At 57.5% G+C, this 19,758-nt stretch carries 22 protein-coding genes; 8 read left to right on the top strand and 14 right to left on the bottom strand.

The annotated features are described in order from the left end of the window. Nucleotides 1-15 precede the first annotated feature (15 nt). The 11 genes from JN12_RS13975 to JN12_RS13925 form a co-directional block, all read right to left on the bottom strand. Nucleotides 16-1,074: a response regulator gene (locus tag JN12_RS13975; protein WP_145023776.1), complete on the bottom strand. Its 1,059-nt coding sequence runs from the start codon at nucleotides 1,072-1,074 to the stop codon at nucleotides 16-18. Between the two features lie 16 nt (nucleotides 1,075-1,090). Then, complete coding sequence (locus tag JN12_RS13970; protein WP_145023774.1) at nucleotides 1,091-1,597, bottom strand: chemotaxis protein CheX; 507 nt, start codon at nucleotides 1,595-1,597, stop codon at nucleotides 1,091-1,093. After that, nucleotides 1,594-1,959 (bottom strand): response regulator, encoded by a 366-nt coding sequence (locus JN12_RS13965; RefSeq protein ID WP_145023772.1) that lies wholly within the window; start codon nucleotides 1,957-1,959, stop codon nucleotides 1,594-1,596. Before JN12_RS13965 ends, JN12_RS13970 begins: the two co-directional genes overlap by 4 nt. 137 nt (nucleotides 1,960-2,096) lie before the next feature. Beyond that, a complete protein-coding gene (locus tag JN12_RS13960) occupies nucleotides 2,097-3,191 on the bottom strand; it encodes a sensor histidine kinase (RefSeq protein ID WP_145023770.1) in 1,095 nt (364 codons plus the stop codon). Between the two features lie 198 nt (nucleotides 3,192-3,389). Beyond that, nucleotides 3,390-3,767 carry a rhodanese-like domain-containing protein gene (locus tag JN12_RS13955; protein WP_145023768.1) on the bottom strand — a complete coding sequence of 126 codons (378 nt, stop codon included), beginning with the start codon at nucleotides 3,765-3,767 and terminating at the stop codon, nucleotides 3,390-3,392. 23 nt (nucleotides 3,768-3,790) lie between these two features. Continuing rightward, complete coding sequence (locus tag JN12_RS13950) at nucleotides 3,791-4,621, bottom strand: MBL fold metallo-hydrolase (RefSeq protein ID WP_145023766.1); 831 nt, start codon at nucleotides 4,619-4,621, stop codon at nucleotides 3,791-3,793. Then, on the bottom strand, nucleotides 4,618-4,845 hold the full coding sequence (locus tag JN12_RS13945; RefSeq protein ID WP_145023764.1) for a YgaP family membrane protein: 228 nt from the start codon (nucleotides 4,843-4,845) through the stop codon (nucleotides 4,618-4,620). Before JN12_RS13945 ends, JN12_RS13950 begins: the two co-directional genes overlap by 4 nt. A gap of 13 nt (nucleotides 4,846-4,858) precedes the next feature. Continuing rightward, on the bottom strand, nucleotides 4,859-5,290 hold the full coding sequence (locus JN12_RS13940; protein WP_145023762.1) for a C-GCAxxG-C-C family protein: 432 nt from the start codon (nucleotides 5,288-5,290) through the stop codon (nucleotides 4,859-4,861). Nucleotides 5,291-5,317: 27 nt separating this feature from the next. Then, complete coding sequence (locus JN12_RS13935) at nucleotides 5,318-8,545, bottom strand: efflux RND transporter permease subunit (protein ID WP_145023760.1); 3,228 nt, start codon at nucleotides 8,543-8,545, stop codon at nucleotides 5,318-5,320. A 22-nt stretch (nucleotides 8,546-8,567) separates the two neighbouring features. Further along, entirely contained in the window at nucleotides 8,568-9,683 is a 1,116-nt protein-coding gene (locus tag JN12_RS13930) for an efflux RND transporter periplasmic adaptor subunit (protein ID WP_145023758.1), read from the bottom strand. After that, the gene (locus tag JN12_RS13925; RefSeq protein ID WP_145023756.1) at nucleotides 9,680-11,011 is read right to left on the bottom strand and encodes a TolC family protein; all 1,332 of its coding nucleotides are present in this window, start codon (nucleotides 11,009-11,011) and stop codon (nucleotides 9,680-9,682) included. The genes JN12_RS13930 and JN12_RS13925 overlap by 4 nt, the downstream gene beginning before the upstream one ends. Nucleotides 11,012-11,217: 206 nt before the next feature. Between JN12_RS13925 and JN12_RS13920 the strand changes: the two genes are divergently transcribed. Continuing rightward, on the top strand, nucleotides 11,218-11,700 hold the full coding sequence (locus JN12_RS13920) for a DUF2062 domain-containing protein (protein ID WP_145023754.1): 483 nt from the start codon (nucleotides 11,218-11,220) through the stop codon (nucleotides 11,698-11,700). A gap of 56 nt (nucleotides 11,701-11,756) precedes the next feature. Here the strand turns inward: JN12_RS13920 and JN12_RS13915 are convergent, their stop codons facing one another. Then, nucleotides 11,757-12,758, bottom strand: coding sequence for an inorganic phosphate transporter (locus tag JN12_RS13915; RefSeq protein ID WP_145023752.1), 1,002 nt, complete (start codon nucleotides 12,756-12,758; stop codon nucleotides 11,757-11,759). Beyond that, complete coding sequence (locus JN12_RS13910) at nucleotides 12,751-13,368, bottom strand: DUF47 domain-containing protein (RefSeq protein WP_145023750.1); 618 nt, start codon at nucleotides 13,366-13,368, stop codon at nucleotides 12,751-12,753. The genes JN12_RS13915 and JN12_RS13910 overlap by 8 nt, the downstream gene beginning before the upstream one ends. A gap of 211 nt (nucleotides 13,369-13,579) precedes the next feature. Here JN12_RS13910 and uppP point away from each other — a divergent pair, with 211 nt between their 5' ends. After that, the gene (uppP, locus tag JN12_RS13905; protein WP_145023748.1) at nucleotides 13,580-14,395 is read left to right on the top strand and encodes an undecaprenyl-diphosphatase UppP; all 816 of its coding nucleotides are present in this window, start codon (nucleotides 13,580-13,582) and stop codon (nucleotides 14,393-14,395) included. A 15-nt stretch (nucleotides 14,396-14,410) separates the two neighbouring features. Then, complete coding sequence (gene radC, locus JN12_RS13900; protein ID WP_281287735.1) at nucleotides 14,411-15,094, top strand: RadC family protein; 684 nt, start codon at nucleotides 14,411-14,413, stop codon at nucleotides 15,092-15,094. A gap of 18 nt (nucleotides 15,095-15,112) precedes the next feature. On the opposite strand, the gene JN12_RS13895 is transcribed toward radC, so the two are convergent. Next, nucleotides 15,113-15,994, bottom strand: coding sequence for a complex I NDUFA9 subunit family protein (locus JN12_RS13895; RefSeq protein WP_145023746.1), 882 nt, complete (start codon nucleotides 15,992-15,994; stop codon nucleotides 15,113-15,115). 350 nt (nucleotides 15,995-16,344) lie between these two features. Here JN12_RS13895 and JN12_RS13890 point away from each other — a divergent pair, with 350 nt between their 5' ends. From JN12_RS13890 to JN12_RS13870, 5 genes are all read left to right on the top strand, one after another. Further along, nucleotides 16,345-16,923, top strand: a complete 579-nt coding sequence (locus JN12_RS13890; RefSeq protein WP_170241927.1) for a cytochrome c3 family protein — start codon at nucleotides 16,345-16,347, stop codon at nucleotides 16,921-16,923. 29 nt (nucleotides 16,924-16,952) lie between these two features. Then, nucleotides 16,953-17,423 (top strand): hypothetical protein, encoded by a 471-nt coding sequence (locus tag JN12_RS13885; RefSeq protein ID WP_145023742.1) that lies wholly within the window; start codon nucleotides 16,953-16,955, stop codon nucleotides 17,421-17,423. A 198-nt stretch (nucleotides 17,424-17,621) separates the two neighbouring features. After that, the gene (locus JN12_RS13880) at nucleotides 17,622-17,957 is read left to right on the top strand and encodes a hypothetical protein (protein WP_145023739.1); all 336 of its coding nucleotides are present in this window, start codon (nucleotides 17,622-17,624) and stop codon (nucleotides 17,955-17,957) included. Continuing rightward, nucleotides 17,947-18,801: an HDOD domain-containing protein gene (locus tag JN12_RS13875; RefSeq protein WP_145023737.1), complete on the top strand. Its 855-nt coding sequence runs from the start codon at nucleotides 17,947-17,949 to the stop codon at nucleotides 18,799-18,801. The genes JN12_RS13880 and JN12_RS13875 overlap by 11 nt, the downstream gene beginning before the upstream one ends. Continuing rightward, nucleotides 18,791-19,711: a diguanylate cyclase domain-containing protein gene (locus JN12_RS13870; RefSeq protein WP_145023735.1), complete on the top strand. Its 921-nt coding sequence runs from the start codon at nucleotides 18,791-18,793 to the stop codon at nucleotides 19,709-19,711. The genes JN12_RS13875 and JN12_RS13870 overlap by 11 nt, the downstream gene beginning before the upstream one ends. The last annotated feature ends 47 nt before the right edge of the window (nucleotides 19,712-19,758 follow it).

Raw genomic sequence — 19,758 nt, 5'->3', positions numbered from 1 at the left:
GACGTTTTTTTGACACTAGGCAGCCTTCAGGAACTTTTTTACCTTGGCAACCAACTCTTCTCCACTGTATGGCTTGAGAACAATGTCCCTGGCTCCATACTTTATCGCCTTGAGGACACCGCTGCGCGTCCACTCCGGCGCACACATGATAATGGGAAGGGGCTGATCCTGGCTGAGCGACGAAATTTTTATACAGAGGGCAAGTTCCCGATCCTCGGTATCGGCCACACCGACCACGGCAACCCGGGGACGTCCCTGCTGGAGCAGTTCCCTGATATCAGCGCTCAGGGCGCCATCGAGAAGCTTGAGGCCGGTCGATGCCAGGCATTCCCGCATCTTTTCACGCTCCTGCTGATTGTCTTCGAGGATGATGATGGTTTCCTCCGCAGAAACGGCAATCGTTTCATCGACAGCGGCGGCAATCGTTTCATTGGCAGCGGCGGCAATCGGTGGAGCTTCCTCGACAACCGCATCTGCCGGCTTTTCCTCAACAGCAGGGGGGGGATCGAACTGCTCGGCCAGGGGAAGAGGGACCAGGATGTCCAGGTGGTCCATCTCGTACCCGTCCATCTTGGGCGAAGTCCTGAATAGCAGGAACTCCCCGTCAGGGACCGGATCCACCTCGGTTATCGGGTCGACATCGGGGACATACTTCTTCGGTTTGACAAGTTTTAGATGGACTTTGTTGGGGAAACTGGGCTTGAAAATCATGTTGAATGAACCGATGAGCTGGTTCATGATCTCGCCAAATGCATCGGTATCGTCATTCTCGACGATAGCCAGTTTCCGCTTCTCGGAAATCCTGGCAGGAGGAATCCCGAGAAGAAGACCGCTCATCAGGATGGCATCCCTGAGCGTAAAGAGGAGATAGAACTCTCCCGTATACTCTTCCTTCGACTCTACGGTTGCGACAAGGATGGCACTGTCAAGGCCGGTAAAATAGCTTACCCGATTCGTCTTGAGCGAGTCACCTGCCTCGAAGGTAAGTGTCTGCCCGAGGAGCATACTGCTCTCCTCGCCGGCCTGGGCAACAGACCGGGCGAGAACGTCCGTCAGCGTAGCAAACTCAGCCATCAACCCTACCCATTACTTACCCTTCCTTCTGGAGTTTGAGCCCGACGAGAAAACGGTCGCCATCGTTGGTGAAGGGGATAATAATACAATCGCTGTCGGCTGTCGAGTTTACTGTGTATTCCTCTCCGGAAATTACGGTCGGAATGGACAGATTTATATCCAGCCCCCCTTTGGAAAGAGTCTGTTTCACATACCCCCCCAGCATATTGGCCAGTTCGCCAAGGGCATCGTTCACGTCCTCCCCCATTTCAGTTACATCCATCCCCAGCATGCTTGAAGTAATGCGCAGGGCAAATGTCTGCGGACAGTGGATGGAAAGAATGCCGGTATAGGTTCCGGCCAGGCCGACCATGCTGGTGACACTACAATGAAAATGGGTAATGGGCTCCTGAAGAGGGTAGCTGTCATCCAGTTCCATCATCACCATGGTATTGAAGACTTCCTTGGTGGCATGGATCAGGTAGCCAACCATATCCTGTTCTTCCATGCCTACCGCTTCTGAAACATTGGTATTCAGGGTCATGACAGGAGTCCTCCGAGCTTTTCCTGAAGCTGGTCGGGAGTAAACGGCTTCTTGATGCTGTCGCTGGCGCCGCTGTTGATGGCCTCTTTCAGGATATCCTCCCCTCCTTCGGTCGTGATCATGACGATGGGAACGGAATTGCCGTTGCTCCGCACCTGTTTGATGAATTCCAGCCCGTCCATGTTGGGCATGTTGATATCGGAGAGGATCAGGCCTACCTTGTTCCCCTTGAGCGCATTCAACCCCTCGATGCCGTCACCGGCCTCGTAGATTTCATCGACGGCCAGCCCTGCCTGACGAAGGGAGCGGGAGATGATCTTGCGCATAGTGGATGAATCATCGACTATCAAGACGTTTGCCATGGGTGTTCTCCTTTCATAACTGATGGGTTTGAAGTTAATTTTTCAGAATGCTCTGGTGGAATGACATCGAGTGCATCCGCTTCCAAACGTACACGTCAAGCTGCCATACCTGCGTTATTAAACCGTTCCGACCTACGCTAGTGCGTCTTTTTTTCGTGCGTTACCATTCCGGGTATCAGGACGGTGAAGCAACTCCCCTCACCCTCCTGGCTCGTTACGTCAATTTTTCCGCCATGGGCCTCCACAATCGCCTTGCTGATGGCGAGCCCCAGGCCGGTTCCTTTAAAGCCGATGGCACCTTTGGCCCGGAAGTATTTATTGAATATCTTGCCAAGATCCTTGGCTGGGATACCGATGCCCGTGTCGGCAACCGTGAACATAAGGATATCGTCCTCCATCCGTACCGCAACTGACACCCGCCCGCCCTTGGGAGTAAACTTCACCGCATTGCCGACGAGATTGGCAATAACCCGCCAAAGCTGCTTCTCGTCCAGTTTCAGCGGTGGAATGTCCGCCGTAGCGGAGAAGGTGAGCGCTACCCCCTGCTCTTTCGCTTCCTGCTGAAACCCCGCCCCCCAATCTGCCAAGAGTTTTTTCAGATCGCAGTACTCGCGCTGGATCTTTAACAGCCCCACTTCCAGGCGATAGGTATCAAGAATATTCTCGATCATCCTCAGCATCTTGCCGCAGGCCCGCTCTGCCTCTTGGAGACAGAGCATGATCCGATCCACCGCTTCACCTTCTGCAAGTGCCATTGCCATCGACTGCAGGTAACCACCCACAACGGTAAGGGGAGATTTCAGATCGTGGGTCATCATGGCCACGAACTCTTCACGTTGACGCCTCTCCTTCCGTTCCCGGGTAATGTCCCTCACTTCGTAAAGAATGCCGTGCTCTGTTCCGGCGGGATCGGTAAACCTCTGTGACCTTACTGTCAGCACAAGGCCACCGCTGCTCACCTCTACCCCCGCTCCCCTGCTGTTTTCCCCGAGAATCTTGAACAGGGGAGCACGAATGGGGAGCATGTCGACCCGTTTCCCCTGCACATCATCCGGGTCTGCGTTAAGAAGACGGCAGGCCTCCCGGTTGATCGTCCTGATGCCACCCACACGGTCGACAAAAATCACACCGTGTCTCAGTTGATCAATGATGAAGGGAGCCATGCCCTGTTGATCAACTGCTAATCCCCGGTCGTTGCCGGTTCCCTCTTGATGGCGAGTCGAACGGTCCATGACCTTCCATATCGGGCACGATTCTGGCAACTTTAGGAAAAATCATGGCACAAATCGGCACAAAACAGTGAAAATGCTCAAAAAACTTTACGAGATTCCACCCGAAAATGTCTAACTCTCAACAACATAAAAAAGGGGGATGAGCCCGGCCCACCCCCTTTCCCGATTGAAAGAGCGACTCTCTATCCTTGTATTCGTTCAGCGCTCGATGGGGTACCCGCTACGATACCACCCCACAATACCGTCTTTCATGTTGTAGACCTGCCGATACCCCTTTTTCTCCAGAAAGTCCGCAACAGGCCCGGACCGTGAGCCAACGGCGCAGTAGACCACCACCGGCCGGTCCTTGGGGACTTCGAAGTAACGACGCTCGATTTCGCCAATCGGAATCAGGGTGGCACCACGCAGCCGGGCCTGGCGGAACTCCTCCACGGTGCGCACGTCGAGGAGAAAAATCTTCTTGTCCTTGTTGAGCATTATCTTTACGTCGCCGGATGTGACGTTGTGGGCGGGCGAGGCCGATGCTACCCCGACGACACACAGCAGGAACAGAAAAATAACTGCCACCATTCTCATAACCGAACCACCTTTTTCATTATTTACACCTCCAGACAATAGCCGACCGCTGTCGGCTGAAACGCCCCGGGGAACTCGTGCGCCAGGCGGGCTGCCGCCGCAAAACCGGTGCAATGGCTTGCGCAGATCTTCTTGACCCGAAAACGGCGCAGCGCCTGGATCGTTTGCTCCAATTGACTCCCAGTGCAGAACCCCAGATGGGTCCCCCCCACCACAGCATAGACCTCATCTTCGCCGGTCAGTTGCCGGGCCGCTTCAATGGTGTTCACCAAGCCGGCGTGGCAGCAGCCGAGCAATATGGTCAGACCGCGCTCGCCCCTGATGACCAGCGACTGGTCGTCAGGGAGCAGATCAATATGTTCTTTCACGGGATCGCTGTACAATCCCCGATCCCCTGTCTCGAAATCAGTACGGTGCGGCACCTCGCCGGTGAGAAGCAGACCGGCTGCCACTTCCCGTGGCTCACGACTGAGATCGAACCGGGCACCGTGCTCCTGGAGATACTCCTCTGTGTACGGTATTCCGATGGCAATGGCCTCTCCCGTATCCTTCACCCGGTAGCGCGAGGCGAAAACCCCCGGATGGGCCAGCACCCTCCTTGGCCCGCAGATCCGCAGAAGCGGCAAGAGCCCGCCGGTGTGGTCGCAGTGCCCGTGGGACAGGACCACCGTCCCGACCCGGTGGAGATCCTTGTTCAGCCGCTGGGCATTGGCCAATAGCGTCGCCCCTTGCCCCGTATCGAAGAGGAGCGCTCCAGCGGGATGCTCCACCAGGGCGGCAAAACCGTGCTCGCCCAGGGTACCGGTTACCGGCCCGACCGTATTGTCGCACAGCACCGTGATACGATGCTTCATCGCTTGCTGCAACACTCTTTCGGGAACCGGGGTACACCCAGTTTTTCCAGGATGCTGAACATCGGGCAGAACTGGGTGAAGCCGGACTGGAACAGGTTCAGCCCGACAAAGCCGGTGAACCAGAGCCAGTTCTGGCTGTGGAAATGGGCCAGCAGCAGAGAGATCAGCACAAAACTGCCGGCAATGATCCGGACGACCCGCTCGACATAGAATCCTTCTTTCATGACATGCTCCTTTTCACGTTCTCGACAACAGTTCGGCAATCTTCCCCGCCACCTCGCCCGTCAGCACCGGGCAGGTCTCCTTCCCCTTATGGGTCTGGCGGATGGTCTTGCAGCAGGTGACCCCATATTTCTCCTTGAACCAGCCATGCAGCTCACGGGTCAGATGGGTTGTCAGCTTCTTGTCGTTCAACACCAGACCCAGCGCCACGGTGCCGCCCGACACCGCGCCGCAGATACAGCCGACACCGGACCCGCCACCGAAACCGCTCACGGCATTGACAACCGCAGCCGGGGTATCCGGACTGAAATGCCGCCGCACCACCTCCAACACCGCTTCGGCGCAATGATACCTGCCCGAGCGGTAGAGCGCCTCACCTTCCACTTGACACAGCTCAGCCAGTTCCAGCGTTTCCAGGGAAGGCTCTTTCTTCTTTAACCAGTGCATGTATTCCTCTTTTTGCGTGATGTTTCCTTAGTCATCAACGGCTTCACCCACATGATGCCGTTCTTTCCACGATTGCACAAGATAGTAAAGGATCGGAATCGTCACCCGTGACAGTGCGGTGGAGGCGATCTCGCCGCACATCATCGCCAGGGCCAGTCCCTGGAAGATCGGATCGAAGACGATGACGAAGCTCCCCACTACCACCGCAGCCGCAGTCAGGAGCATGGGACGGAAGCGGACCGCTCCGGCCTCGATGATCGCCTCATCCAGCGGCAGCCCCTCCCGCCGCTTCATCTCGGCGAAATCGATGAGAATGATGGAGTTGCGCACAATTATCCCGGCCAGGGCAATGAAACCGATCATGCTGGTGGCGGTAAAAAAGGCGCCCATGATGGCATGGCCCGGCAGGATGCCGATCAGGGTCAGGGGAATGGGGGCCATGATCACCAGCGGCGTGGTGAAGTCCCTGAACCAGGCCACCACCAGCACGTAGATGAGGATCATGACCGCACCGAAGGCCAGCCCCAGGTCACGGAAGACTTCATAGGTAATATGCCATTCGCCGTCCCACTTCATCCCCACATGGTTCTCGTCCCACGGCTGGCGCGCCGCCAGCAGCTCGATCCGGGTCCCGTCCGGTGTAGGGATCTTCTCGATCTCCTTTTGCATCTTCAGGATGGCATAGACCGGCGCCTCGATGACCCCGGCCACGTCGCCGATGACATAGACACTGTCCTTCAGGTTCTTGCGGTAAAGTGTCTTTTGTTCCGCGGCCTGGCTGACCCGCACCAGTTGCGAAAGCGGTACCGTGCCGCCGGCAGTCGGCAGATTGATGTTGGCAAGAGCCGCGGCGGAACTGCGGTCGGCAACCGGCAGGCGCAGATTGATGGTGACCGGCTCCTTCTCCCTGGGAAGATGGAGCAGCCCCGCATCCATGCCGGACAGGGCGAGGCGCAGGGTACTGGCCACCTCGTCGCTGGCAATGCCGGCCAGGGCGGCCTTCTCCCTGTCAACTGCAAACGTGACCTTCTGCTGATCGTCCTCCCGGTACCAGTCCACATCCACCACGCCGGCAGTCGTGCTGAAAATCTCCTTTACCCGCCGGGCAACCTCGGCCCGGGTTGCCGCATCCGGGCCGTAGATCTCTGCCACGAGTGTGGAGAGAACCGGCGGCCCCGGCGGAATCTCGGCCACCTTCACCCGGGCGCCGTACCGGTCCGCCACCGTCTTCAAGAGCGGCCTCACCCGCTTGGCAATATCGTGTGACTGGTCGTGGCGTTCGTCCTTGTGCGCCAGGTTCACCTGGATGTCGGCCAGGTTGCTCCCTTTCCGGAGATAGTAGTGGCGTACCAGGCCGTTGAAGTTGAACGGTGCGCTGGTCCCCACATAGCTCTGGAAGTTGGCGACTTCCGGCACAGTCCGCAGGGCAGTCCCCATCTCGGCGACAATCCGCGCCGTCTGCTCCAGCGTGGTCCCGTCCGGCGCATCGACGATCACCTGCAGTTCGTTCTTGTTGTCGAACGGCAGCATCTTGACCGTCACCAACTTGAAGTAGATCAACGAACAGGAGAGGAGCAGAAGGATCACCACACTCGCCAGAAAGCCGTACCGGAGCCGTTTCCGGTGAATGAGCGCCCCCATGGCGCGGCGATAGAAGGCGGTCAGCTTCGAATCGTCAGCCTCGGCACTGCTGCCGTGCTGCGACTCCCCTTTCATGAACCGGTAGGCGAAATAGGGGGTAACGATGAAGGCAATGAGGAGCGAGAAGAGCATGGCCATGCTGGCACCGACCGGGATCGGCCGCATGTACGGACCCATGAGGCCGCCGACAAACCCCATGGGGAGGATGGAGGCAATAACCGCGAACGTAGCCAGTATGGTCGGGTTGCCGATCTCGTCCACTGCCCTGATCGCCGCCTCCAGCGGCTTGAAGCGGGTTGTGGTGAAATAGCGATGGATGTTCTCGACCACCACGATGGCATCGTCCACCAGGATGCCGATGGAAAAGATCAGAGCAAACAGGGTGATCCGGTTCAGGGTGTAGCCGATCAGGTAAAAGATCAGCATGGTCAGGGCCAGGGTCACCGGAATGGCGATGGCAGCCACGGCGCCGGCCCGCCACCCCATGAAAACGGCAATCAGGATGGTGACCGAGATGGCCGCCAGGAACATGTGAAAGAGCAGTTCATTATTCTTTTCCCGGGCGGTCTCGCCATAGTTGCGGGTAACCGTCACCTGCACGTCCGAAGGGATGGTTTTCCCCTTCAGGAATTCCACCTTCTTCAGCAGGTCCTCGGCTACCCAGGTGGCATTCGCCCCCTTGCGCTTGGCAATGGAAATGGTGACCGCCGGGTAATCGGCCTGTCTGTTCAGCTGCACGGTCGAGTTGTGCATCGCCCCGGCATGCGGTCCCAGGCCGAAAAAGACGTAATCCTGCGGCTCCTGCATGCCGTCCGTTATTGTGGCCACGTCGGCAAGGTAGACCGGGCGCCCCCCCGCAACGCTGACCACCAGGTTGCGCACGGCATCGATACTGTCCAGGAACTGGCCGCTGTCCACCAGGAACTCCCGGTTCCCGGCGGACATGCTGCCGGTCTGCAGGGCAGCATTCCCCTTCTGGAGGGCTCCCGCGACCTGGAGCGGCGAAACCCCGTGGCCGGTCAGCCGGGCCGGATCGAGCATAACCCTGACCTGGCGCGAAAAGCCCCCTTTGATCTCGGTCTCGGCTACGTTTTCCGACTTTTTCAGCTCATCGCACAGCTCACGGGCCACCCGCCTCAGGGAGCCATGGTCATAGCGGTCCGACCAGAGGGTGAGGGTGACGATCGGGACATCGTCGATGGATTTGGGCGCCACCAGCGGCTCGCCCGCGCCGGGAGGCAGTATCCCCCGGTTGCTCATCACCTTGTTGTAGAGCTTGACCAGGGACTCTTCCATATTCTGCCCCACCAGGAACCGGACCGTAACGATCCCCAGACCCGGCCTGGCCATGGAGTAGAGGTACTCGACCCCCTTGATCTCCCACATCCGCGCTTCGATCGGCTTGACCACCCGCTCCTGCACCTCGCCGGGGGTAGCGCCGGGAAGCGGCAGATAGATGTCGACCATCGGCACCACGATCTGGGGCTCTTCCTCACGGGGTGTCATCTTGACCGCAAAGAGACCCAACAACAGGGAGGCCGCAACGATCAGCGGGGTCAGCTTCGAGTCGATGAAGGCCCGTGCAATTCTGCCGGCAACGCCGAGACCGGTCATGGATATATCTCCGAAACGTTTGTCATGGTTCGACCCGCATACCTTCGGTTACCTTCTGCGTATTACCGACGACAATCGTCTCACCGGGAGAGAGGCCTGATACTACCTCAACGCCACCGTCCTGCTCCTTGCCGAGCTTGATCAGGCGCAGTCGGGCGATATGCTCCCGATCCAGCACCCAGAGCGACGTGAGCGCCCCCCGTTCCACCACTACCCCTTTCGGCACCACCAGTCCCGGACGGCTGGCCATCGTGAATCCGGCCCGTCCGAACATGCCCGACCTGAGCCCCTTCCCGGCCAGGTCGATCTTGACCGTAAAGGTGTGCGTGGCAGGGTCAGCAGCCGGAACGATCTCCACCACCCGACCCTTCCCTTGAATTGTGGCACCGTCGATCGTCACTCCCACCACCTGCCCGAGCTTTACCACCTTCATGACCGACTCCGGCACCATCGCTTCGAGACGGTAGTCCCCCTCTTCTTCGATGGTGACGAGCGGCATGCCCGGGAAAACCGTCATCCCTGCGGCTACGCTTTTTGCGGTGACCACCCCGGCCAGCGGGGCAACGACACGGCCATAACCGGCAACGGTGCCGGCAGCCCGTGAGCCCTGGCGGGCCTGTTCGAGCCGGGCTTCGGCCCGGGCAACCGACTGGAGAGCCACGTCGCGGTCAGCCTTGCGTATGTCCAGCTCCTGCTTCGTTGCCGCCTCCTCCCGGTAGAGGGTGCTGAACCGGGCGTACGTAGTCTCTGCCAGGGCAAGACGGGACCTGGCTTCGTCCAGGCCGCGGCCGGCCTCTTCGACGCCGGCCCGGCCAGCGGCGGCAGTGGCGCTCTGCTCGGTTGCCTCGATAGTGAGAAGGAATCGTCCCTTTGTGACCCGGTCACCCTCCCTGACCGCCAGCGAGGTGACGGTACCGGCAATCCGGGCCGCAACCGCAGCGCTGTTCCTGGATCGGACCGTGCCGGCGGCCACGAACTCTTCCGCTACCGTCGCCTCCCGAACCGTCTGCACCAGGACTCCCTTCACAACACCCGGCTGCACTGCTCCCGGCACAGGCTTTTCCTTCGAGCCGCAACCGCCGGCCAGCAGCATACCGATGACCAGGACAACGGGTATCACGCGTAGTGTACCACTCATTGCATAACCTCCTTGAGGAGCATCCCTGAGGCATGGAGCAGTTGCACCGATGCCCGGGCGGATTCCACCTCCATCTCTGCCACCTGGGCCCGTGCCCGGTTCAGGACGGTCTGCGCATCCAGCAGTTCAACCATGAGCGACACCGAGCTCTCGTACCGCCTGGTCAGGAGCCGTACCCCTTCGGCAGCATCGGCAGCCGCATGCCGCGAAACCTCCAGCCGTTTTCCCGTCTCTTCCCGCCGCAGGCTGCTCTCCGCCACCTGCAACCGGATCTCCTGGCGCAGTTCGGCCCGGTACTCCTCTACCGACCTTTTCTCCGCCCTGGCCTTTTCGGTATCATGCCCCCGTTTGTAACCGTCGAACAGCTCCCAGCGCAACGTGGCACCAACCAGCCAGGCATCGTTGTCCCGACCGAACGGGATGTCCCGATCGTTCTGCTGATAACGGGCAATGCCATGTACAGTCGGGTAGTAGGCAGCCCTGGCATTCCGGATGCCGAGTTCAGTCTTTTCCACCTCCGCCCCCATTTCTTTCAGTTCCAGTCGATTCTCCAGGGCCAGGCGTTCCAGTTCGCTACGGTTACCCGCAACTGCCGGAGCCTCATAGTTTACTGCGATATCGAGCCCTTTGCCATCGTCAGTCCCGGTCACCGCGGCGAGCCTGAGCATGGCCATCTGCACGGCATTTCCGGCAACTATGGCCTGCTGCTCCTGGTCCGCGACAAAGGTACGCGCCCTCAGCTCGTCGGACTTGAGCCCAACCCCGGCCGCCCCCCTGACCGAGGCCAGCCGCAGGTGCTCACGGGCATCCTGCACCGCCTGTTCAGCAACCTGCGCCTGTGCCTTGGCCTTCTGCAGGTCCAGGTAAACGTTCACAGTTTTGAGTGCAATATCCTCCCGCCTCCGCTGCAGGGCAAGATCCCGTTTTTCTACCTCCTTGCCAGCCATGGCCACGACACTGCCGATACGGAAATCCAACAGCGGCTGTTCAAGGGTGATCGCGGTCTGGAAGTCGCCGGTAACGTCCGGGTGGTTCAGGTCGCCGGCCAGAGAGAAGCGCCCCTCGTCCAGCCGCATCATGAAGGCCCGGGTCGGGGAGTTGGTCAACACGGCGCTCTCCTCCAGGGTGAGACGGGGAAGGTAGCGGCTGCGGCTGGCCGACCGCTCAGCCGTTGCTGCCGCCTGCTCGTGGGAGGCAGCCAGAAGGAGATGATTTCTGGCAAGGGCCTGCCGGACGGCATCGCCCAGCGAGATGGACGCATCTGACGCCCAGACTGTCAACGGTGCCAGGATTGAGACAACAAGCACCAAACTATTTGCGAGATGCACGGTATACCTCCACGTATTACATATAATTTTTTATATATATTTTATTTCATATGCAGTCAAGCGGAATCATGCAACAATCGTCGGGCATTTTTGCAATATTAACACACACCAAGCATGCATCCATACAGAACACGAGATTGCCGTGAAATGCATTGACAAGAAACTGGGCGGCATCTAGACTGCAAGCCGCCAGCGGGGAGATGACAGTGTTCGACAAGGAAGTCTGGAAAAAACGTTTCAAGGAGATCCTCTCCCTCGACAGCCACCCCGGCCATATCGCTGCCGGCTTCGCGGTCGGGGTTTTCATCAGTTTCACCCCCTTTTTCGGCATCCACACCCCCCTGGCCATTGCGGCCGCCTTCCTCTTCCGACTGAACAAGCTGACCTGCATCACCGGCGCCTGGATCAACACCCCCCTCACCGTGGTCCCGGCCCTGGGGCTCAGCTACAAGCTCGGCCGCATGCTGCGCGGTCTGCCACCCATCGAGATGAAAGTTAAGGGGCTGGAATGGCAGCACCTGAAGATCTACGCCAAGTCCCTGCTCCTCGGCTCGTCGCTGATCGGTTTCGTCTGCGCGGTCATCGGCTACTTTGCCTGTTACTATCTGGTGGTGCGGTTCAGGAAAAAGGATGAGGCCCTGGCCGAGCTGACCAGGGAGATGGAAGAGGTAGGAGAAGAACTGGACTAAGAAGGCGGGATGATCTCCCGCCTTTCTCATATCCTGAGCCAGCTGGAGTGATTCGTCTATTTGCCGAGAAACGGACTGAGTACGAGGTAGGTAACCCCCGCCACCACCGCCGAGGCCGGAATGGTCAGGACCCAGGCAACCACGATCCGGTTGGCCACGTTCCAGTTGACCGCCGTGAGCCGGCGGGACAGGCCGACCCCCAGAATGGCGGAGGTGATGACATGGGTGGTGCTGACCGGCATCCCAAAGGATGAAGCCCCAAGGATCACCCCTGCCGAGGCGGTCTCCACGCAAAAGCCGTGGACCGGCTGGAGCTTGACGAAGTCCTTGCCGACAGTCTTGATGATCCGCCAGCCGCCGCCAGCGGTACCGAGCCCCATGGCCACGGCACAGGCAATCTTTACCCAGACCGGCACGACAAAGGTGGGAAGCATGCCGTAACTCACCAGGGCCATGGTGATGACCCCCATGGACTTCTGGGCATCGGCCGTACCGTGGGAAAAGGCCATGACGGCGGCAGACAGGATCTGGAGCTTGCGAAATCCCTTGTTCAGCACGTGGGGGGCCTTGTCCTTGACTATCCAGAGCAGGGCGACCATGAATACGAATCCGAGGACGGTGCCGATAATGGGGGAAATGATCAGGGAGAGGATGATATTTTTCAAGCCGCCCCAGTGCAGGGTCCCCAACCCGTCATGGGCGATGACGGCCCCCATGAGACCGCCGATAATGGCGTGGGAGGAGGAAGAGGGAAGCCCGTAATACCAGGTGACCAGGTCCCAGATGATTGCACCCAGGATACCTGCCAGCACGACCATCTGGGTGATGTGGCTGGCGTCGACGATACCCTTGCCGATGGTGGCAGCCACCTTGGTGGAAACCATGGCGCCGAGAAAATTGAGGCCGGCGGCCATGAGAATGGCGCTTCTGATCGAGAGCGCCCGTGTCGAAACACAGGTGGCGATGGCGTTGGCAGTGTCATGGAACCCGTTGATGTAATCGAACGCCAGGGCGGCGAAGATCACCAACGCCAGCATGACGAGCGCCAGATCAACCATTTTTCACCACCACGCTCTCCAGGATGTTGGCCGCGTCCTCACACTTGTCGGTGGCCCGCTCCAGTGTCTCGTAGATCTCTTTCCACTTGATCAACTGGATCGGATCCTTTTCCTCGTCGAACAGACGACTGATGGCCTCGCGGCAAACCCTGTCCGCCTCGTTCTCCAGGGCATTCACCTCGACGCAGTACTCGGCGATCGGTTCCAGCTTCCCTCCCAGCAGGGCAACCGCCTTGTCCAGGGCCTGACACGACTTGAGGATGATAAAGGCAAGCTGTTTTGCCTCAGAGGTCGGCTTCTCCACGTTGTACATGACCATACGCTGTGATGATGCATCGATCAGGTCCATTATATCGTCGAGCTTGGATGCAAGGGAGTAGATATCTTCACGATCGAACGGGGTGATGAAACTCTTGTTGAGCTTCTTGATGATGTCGTGGGTAAGGGAGTCCCCCTTGTGCTCGGCATCCTTGATCCGCCGCTGGCTCCCGGCTGGGTCCTCGAAATCGTCGATCATCTCCTTGAGGAGTTCGGCCCCCTTGATGGTGTTGGCCGTCATCTCCTTGAACATCTGGAAAAACTTTTCTTCTTTGGGGATCAGTCCGAACATGTGGTCCTCCCTGACCGATAGTGTACGGTGCCGGCATCCCTATTCCCGGGATATCCGGCTAAAGCCGACCACTGATAGCACACTTTTGCCGTACTGCCCAGAAGAATTGTCACAATGTGGTTACAGCACCCCCCTGCAAACCATTTCTCCTTGATTTCACGTGTCTCATTCCGTAAGGTGAGGCGCATAAACTTGACTACGGAGAATCGCCATGGAACCGCTACATGCCCTCATCCTGGGTGCCATTCAAGGGCTGACGGAAGTCCTCCCCATCAGCAGCTCGGCCCACCTGATCCTGATTCCGGAGATACTCCATTGGCCCGAATCCGGCCTTACCTTTGATGTGGCTCTGCACCTGGGGACACTCTTCGCTCTCACTGCATATTTCTGGCGGGACATTGTCGACCTAGTTTACCATTTTTTCAACGGCCTCACCGGCAAGGGCTTTCACACTCCGGAAAGCCGCCTGCCGTTGTACATAATCGCCGGAACCGTCCCCGCAGCCATTGCCGGCAAGACCCTGGAAGGACCTGTAGAAGATTTTTTTCGCGGTAGCCCGCTCCTCATTGTCTCTTTTCTGGTAGCCTTCGGCCTGCTGCTCGCCCTATCCGACACCATCAGCGCCAAACGCTGGAAACTGGATCGGATGAACCTTAAAAACGCTCTATTAGTCGGCTTTGCCCAGTGCCTGGCCCTGATGCCGGGGGTTTCCCGCTCAGGGATCACCATTACCGCCGCACTTTTTCTGGGCTACAACAGAGAGACTGCCGCCCGCTTTTCGTTTCTGCTCTCCCTTCCCATCGTTGCCGGCGCCGGCATTCTTAAAGTCGGAAAACTACTGAAAACCGGTATCCCAGTGGGTGAGGGAATGCCGCTTCTCATTGGCATCGCCAGTTCCGCCATTTTCGGCTACCTGAGCGTGGCACTCCTGCTCCGCCTGGTGCAGCACCGAACCTTGTATACATTCGTCTGGTACCGAGTCCTGGCCGGAGCCGGCTTTGTCGTCTATTTTCTGGGAGTGCGATAAAGACAGGGAGGTGCCGTGCCACCCATCACCAACTGGCCTGAGGACGAGCGTCCCAGGGAAAAAATGCACAAGTTCGGCCCCGATGCGCTGAGCGACGCCGAACTCCTCGCCCTCATCATCCGCTCCGGTGACCACGCTTCTCGACAAAGCGCCATCGACCTGGGAAGGAATATCCTCAAGGAATTCGGCGATCTGCGCAATATTGCGGGCGCCACCATGGCCGAAATCTGCGCCATCAAGGGTGCCGGACCGGCAAAAGCGGCGTCAGTGCTGGCGGCACTCACCCTTGCGCAGCGGATAAACACCGCCCGACTGGCAAACCTGGAGCGTTTCACAACCCCGTCCCAGGTCTTCCAGCATTTCCACTACCGCTTTAGAGACCGCCGCAAAGAGTATTTTCTGATCCTTCTCCTGGACGGGAAAAACAGGATTCTGCGCGAGGTACAGATTTCCGAAGGATCCCTGAACCAAAGCATCGTTCATCCCCGGGAGGTCTTCAACCCCGCGGTGAGGGAATCGGCTGCAGCCGTCATTCTGGTCCATAACCACCCGAGTGGCGACCCAACCCCGAGCAGAGAAGACCTGGAGATTTCCAAACGGCTGAAGGAGGCCGGCGAACTGCTCGGCATTCGCGTCCTGGACCACATAATCGTCGGCGACAACGCCTATGTCAGTTTCGTTGAACGAGGCCTTTTCTGACCCTGCACCCGTGGTTAATCAATGGAGATACCTTCTTATTGCCGCCTCAAATCCCTCCGGCTCAAAACCGAATGTCTTTCGCCATTCACCGCCACACACATTTCCCTCCGTCAACATAGTCAGTTGATCCATGGTCAGCGGAAAAAACGAAAACCTCTGGAATAGCGGGACCACCAATTTCATGAGACCAAGCGGATTCGGCACCTTCAAAACCCGCGCTTTGCCCAGAACCCGGCCGATGACGTCCAGCAGTTCATTGTAGGAAAAGCGGTCCGGGCCGCAGAGCTCAAAGGTATGGCCGATGGTTTCCGGCATCTCCAGAGCAACGGCGAAACAGCGCGCAACGTCGTCGACGCTGATGGGCTGTAGCTGATACCGGCCATCGCCGATTACCGGCACGGCCGGGTAAGACCGGATGTATCCCGCCAGCATGTTCACGAAAGCATCGCCCTGGCCGAAAATGAGGGATGGCCGGAAAATGGTGAAATCGAGTCCGGACGCACGGACCAGTTCTTCTGACTGAAATTTTGTCTGGTGGTAGCGGGAGATGGCGCCGGGGCGCGCCCCCAGTGCCGACATCTGCAGGTACCGCTTGACCCCGGACTGGCGGACAGCTGCCACCATGGCCCGCGCTGCCTCAACATGGAGGCGGTCGAATGTTATCCCCCGACCTGGAAACTCGCGGATAATCCCCACCAGATTGACAACCGCGTCGCACCCCCGCAACGCCTCGACATAGCTTTCAGACCGGGTCACATCCCCGGCAATCATCTCAACCCCCGCCACATACGAAGTCTGCCGCTGATGGGTCAGCAGCCTCAGCTGGTGGCCACGTCCCAGGAGCTCCGCACAGAGATGGCCACCCACAAATCCGGTGCTGCCGCTGGCAAAAATCTTCATCCACGCGCCTCCTTCCTGACAACGGACAAATATATAGCCCTTTGATGATATTTTAACGCACCTGCCGGTCAACGCTACCAGGTACACGCAGATACAAATATGGGTGTTCAAAATCACAAAACCGACCAACAAGGCATAACGCCTTTAATTACAACAACTTTATCCATTTTAATCTTTTCACCCTGTTCACCTCTTTACCAGCACAGCACGTCCAAAAACACTTTACGGCAAAGCGTTATCACGGCATTTATCCTTCAATGTTAACATGTTACAAACTATTTTCAGATCGTGACACAGATGGTACCGTTTTTGTAATACCGGAAGGCAACATACCACGAAAGGGGCACGCAATGACCATCACAAGCGCATTTCAAGCTGCCGGTCGCTTCACAGCTGCCATCCTGTGCACCCTGACCTGTTTGACCGAAATCAGTACCGCACACGCAGACGACGGAAGATGCACCTACAGCACCCAGTTGGCACTTCCGGGACAACGGGACATTTATTCTGCCCAGATCAAAAGAATTAAAGACGCCGCCATTTCTGCATATGACGAGATGGGCTCTGAAAGCATAGCCTTCATGTACAAAGGTGAACGCATCGAGCTCGACCCGATTTCTTTCGACTGTATCACCTGCCACGACGGGATCAGCGCCACATTGCACGATATCCGCTTCAAGAACGACACTGGTCGGACTAACAACATACAAATGGTCATGGGCCCCCATCCGATCGGCATGCACTACGGCAGCGCATCCTACGCAAAACCCGGAAGCCTGCGGGACCAGGTCTCCCTCAACAACGACATGGTGTTGGTAAACGGTCGCGTTGGCTGCCTGAGCTGCCATAATCCGCTCAATCCCGAACAAAAGCACCTGATTGTTGGATTGGATCAAAGTCAACTCTGCCTGGCCTGCCACGTACGATAGGTCAGATGTATAGGATAGGAGGAACCGCCGTGGGATATAGATGCCGAATACATGAAGACAAAGCTGGAGAGTGTGACTTCAGACTGATCGAAATGATCATGACGAAAAAGAGCGCCATTCAGTCAATACCGGTGAAAACTGTCATTACCATTGACAATCATGCTGAAACACTTCGCTACGTACAGACCAACATGACCGATTTTATTACCAACTGTGTCAGGGTGGAAGCCATGGAAGCAAATGCACGCAACAAAGTGGAAGACAATGCCCGCCTTTTCGAACAGCACCTGGAGCCATTTTTCACCGTGGTGGCAGCCACGACCCAGAAAAACGTGCTGGACAAACTGTCCAGCGCCCTGAAAAAGGCGCTCATCCTGATGGCAATGGAGAAATACCACTGCAATAAAGAGTCGATATGCAAAGCCCTGGGCCTGACCCGGGAAAAGCTGGAACGTGAAATAGTCCTATGTGGTCTCAGTCCGAAAAAACGGGCAGCCTGACCAAGCGGCGAGGGAACGCTTCCCTTGCCGCATCTTTTCAGTCTCTTGCTTTTGCAAGCCGTGCTTTGGTGGAACATCACCAGCACGGCTTTTCATTGCAGGCTTATTTTAGCCGGACCACTCACGCCATTGTTGTAATTCCCCAAAAATTCTGTACAATTTAGGCCCGATACAATACCGATACACGGGAGAGGAAAGATGCAGAACATTCCCATTTCTCAGTCCCAACCGGGAATGACCCTGGCCAAAGATGTGGTCCGTCCGGATAATCCCAATGGATCGCCCCTGTGCGGCAAAGGAGTGGAACTGACCGCCCCGCTCATCATGCGGTTACAAAATATGGGAGTGCAAAGCATCATCGTTGAGGGCCACCCCCTATGGCTGGAAGGGGACAAAACCCTGGAGGAACTCCTGGCAGACCTCGACCATCGCTTCCGCAGACTAGACGACCACCCGCGGATGCAAGCTATCAAGGATGTCTACCGTGACTGCATCATCAATTCCATGGAGGGATCGGCGCAGAATGTCAGATAGGCGCTCCGAAATTCTGGCCGTTATCAAGGACACCAGATCGCTGCCGACCATCCCGGCGATCATCGGCAAATTGAACGCCATGTCGATGAGCGACAAGGCCTCGATCCAGGAAATGGCGCGGATGGTCTCCTCCGACCAGGTGCTGTCAGCACGGGTCCTGAGGCTGGCAAACTCGCCGTCGTATGGTTTCTACCGGGTGTCCACCATCTCCAATGCCATGATCCTTCTCGGTGTGGATGTAGTAAAGAGTCTTGCCCTCAGCTCTTCGATCTTCGAGATCATGGAGAAGAGCGTGCTTGGCCTCTGGGAACACTCCCTGGGGGCAGGGGTGGCTGCCAACATTATCGCCAAAAGGCTCCGGCTCCCCGATTGCGAAGAAATCTCCACCGCCGCCCTTCTCCACGACATCGGCAAGGTGATAATGAAGATAAAGTTTCCCGATGAGTACTCTCAACTTCTAAGTTCAATACAGAATGACGAGAACTATTTTCAGGAAGCCGAGTTGGAACTGTTCGGCATAGATCACGCTGAGGTCGGGGGATGGCTTGCCAAGTACTGGTTTCTGCCGGACAAACTGATCGAGCCGATAGCCTGTCACCACAACGTAGAAAAGGCCGGCAATCACCAGGTGAAGGCAAGCGTCGTCCATCTGGCTGATATCCTCATCAAGGCAAGCGGTTTTGGGTTCAGCGGTGATGACGTTGTCCACCCGCTCAGCGAACTGGCCTGGCAACGGCTCAACCTGAACGATGTCATCCTCAGGGACATCATCGAGGAACTGGAAGACAAAATGGTGGAAGTAAAAAACTTCACTCTGGAGCTGCAATCGGCCGATGCGCTCTAACCTCCGAATAACCCTCATTTCCGGCGATCAGCAACTCGCCGCCCATCTCCGGCTACGGCTGCAGAGCAAAGATTATCAGGTCATCCTTCTCCCGAGTTTCGCCAACGTCATCGGCATGATTTACTCCGATCCGCCGGACCTGATCATCCTCGACCTGTCTTCGTCTTCGACCGACGAGGGTGACAAGATCGTCAAGACCATCAGGGGGGACAGTTTTTTCAGCACCATCCCGATCATCGGCATCCTGACCGAGATGTCCGCAGAGGAAATGGATTGGAGCGCCACACCACTGGATGATTTTATCACCCTGCCGATCAAATATTCTGAACTCTTCAGCCGCATTCAGCTCGCCATGGGACGCATCGAGCGGATTTTCGACAACAACCCACTGACCAGGCTTCCGGGCAACGCCTCTATTCAGCGGGCAGTGGAAGCGGTCATGGGAACACCGATGGCAGTCTGCTACATCGATATCAACAATTTCAAACCATACAACGACGTGTATGGCTTTTCCCATGGCGACGAAGTGCTCCGGATGCTGGCCAGAATCATGTTCAACGCCGTCAAAGAGTCGGGCGGCGGTTTCTGCGGTCACATCGGCGGCGACGATTTCGTATTCATCGTCCCCACGGAGCAGTCTGAGCCGGTCTGCAAAACAATCATCAGCAACTTCGGGCAGATCGCCGATGAACTGTTCGATGACGTAGCCAAGGCTGATGGTTTTTTCATGGCCTGTAACCGGAAAGGCCAGGAAGAAAAGATCCCCCTCCTGAGTATCTCCATTGCCGTTGTCCCCACCGACTCTCCCCGCATTCTGCACTACGGAAAGCTCACCGAAGTGGCGGCCGAACTGAAGAAGCTGGCCAAGCGCAGCAGCGAAAGCAGTTATGTTATTGACAAACGCTGGTGATTTCCTCTAAAGAATCTGAAAGCGGCGTCGATAACAGAGCCATTACC

Source organism: Geobacter argillaceus (genome assembly GCF_007830735.1).
Classification (GTDB): Bacteria; Desulfobacterota; Desulfuromonadia; order Geobacterales; family DSM-12255; genus Geomobilibacter; species Geomobilibacter argillaceus.
Note: the sequence above shows the minus strand (reverse complement) of the source record. Positions and strands in the feature narration are given on the sequence as shown.

Bases quoted from the DNA above. Each gene is read 5' to 3' on its own strand.
- JN12_RS13960 (WP_145023770.1), bottom strand. From the start codon at position 3,191: ATGGACCGTTCGACTCGCCATCAAGAGGGAACCGGCAACGACCGGGGA.
- JN12_RS13895 (WP_145023746.1), bottom strand. From the start codon at position 15,994: ATGAAGATTTTTGCCAGCGGCAGCACCGGATTTGTGGGTGGCCATCTC.
- JN12_RS13930 (WP_145023758.1), bottom strand. From the start codon at position 9,683: ATGAGTGGTACACTACGCGTGATACCCGTTGTCCTGGTCATCGGTATG.
- JN12_RS13870 (WP_145023735.1), top strand. From the start codon at position 18,791: ATGCGCTCTAACCTCCGAATAACCCTCATTTCCGGCGATCAGCAACTC.
- JN12_RS13915 (WP_145023752.1), bottom strand. From the start codon at position 12,758: ATGGTTGATCTGGCGCTCGTCATGCTGGCGTTGGTGATCTTCGCCGCC.
- JN12_RS13875 (WP_145023737.1), top strand. From the start codon at position 17,947: ATGTCAGATAGGCGCTCCGAAATTCTGGCCGTTATCAAGGACACCAGA.
- JN12_RS13890 (WP_170241927.1), top strand. From the start codon at position 16,345: ATGACCATCACAAGCGCATTTCAAGCTGCCGGTCGCTTCACAGCTGCC.
- JN12_RS13880 (WP_145023739.1), top strand. From the start codon at position 17,622: ATGCAGAACATTCCCATTTCTCAGTCCCAACCGGGAATGACCCTGGCC.
- JN12_RS13970 (WP_145023774.1), bottom strand. From the start codon at position 1,597: ATGACCCTGAATACCAATGTTTCAGAAGCGGTAGGCATGGAAGAACAG.
- JN12_RS13910 (WP_145023750.1), bottom strand. From the start codon at position 13,368: ATGTTCGGACTGATCCCCAAAGAAGAAAAGTTTTTCCAGATGTTCAAG.
- uppP (WP_145023748.1), top strand. From the start codon at position 13,580: ATGGAACCGCTACATGCCCTCATCCTGGGTGCCATTCAAGGGCTGACG.
- JN12_RS13935 (WP_145023760.1), bottom strand. From the start codon at position 8,545: ATGACCGGTCTCGGCGTTGCCGGCAGAATTGCACGGGCCTTCATCGAC.
- JN12_RS13940 (WP_145023762.1), bottom strand. From the start codon at position 5,290: ATGCACTGGTTAAAGAAGAAAGAGCCTTCCCTGGAAACGCTGGAACTG.
- JN12_RS13965 (WP_145023772.1), bottom strand. From the start codon at position 1,959: ATGGCAAACGTCTTGATAGTCGATGATTCATCCACTATGCGCAAGATC.
- JN12_RS13955 (WP_145023768.1), bottom strand. From the start codon at position 3,767: ATGAGAATGGTGGCAGTTATTTTTCTGTTCCTGCTGTGTGTCGTCGGG.
- JN12_RS13945 (WP_145023764.1), bottom strand. From the start codon at position 4,845: ATGAAAGAAGGATTCTATGTCGAGCGGGTCGTCCGGATCATTGCCGGC.
- JN12_RS13975 (WP_145023776.1), bottom strand. From the start codon at position 1,074: ATGGCTGAGTTTGCTACGCTGACGGACGTTCTCGCCCGGTCTGTTGCC.
- JN12_RS13950 (WP_145023766.1), bottom strand. From the start codon at position 4,621: ATGAAGCATCGTATCACGGTGCTGTGCGACAATACGGTCGGGCCGGTA.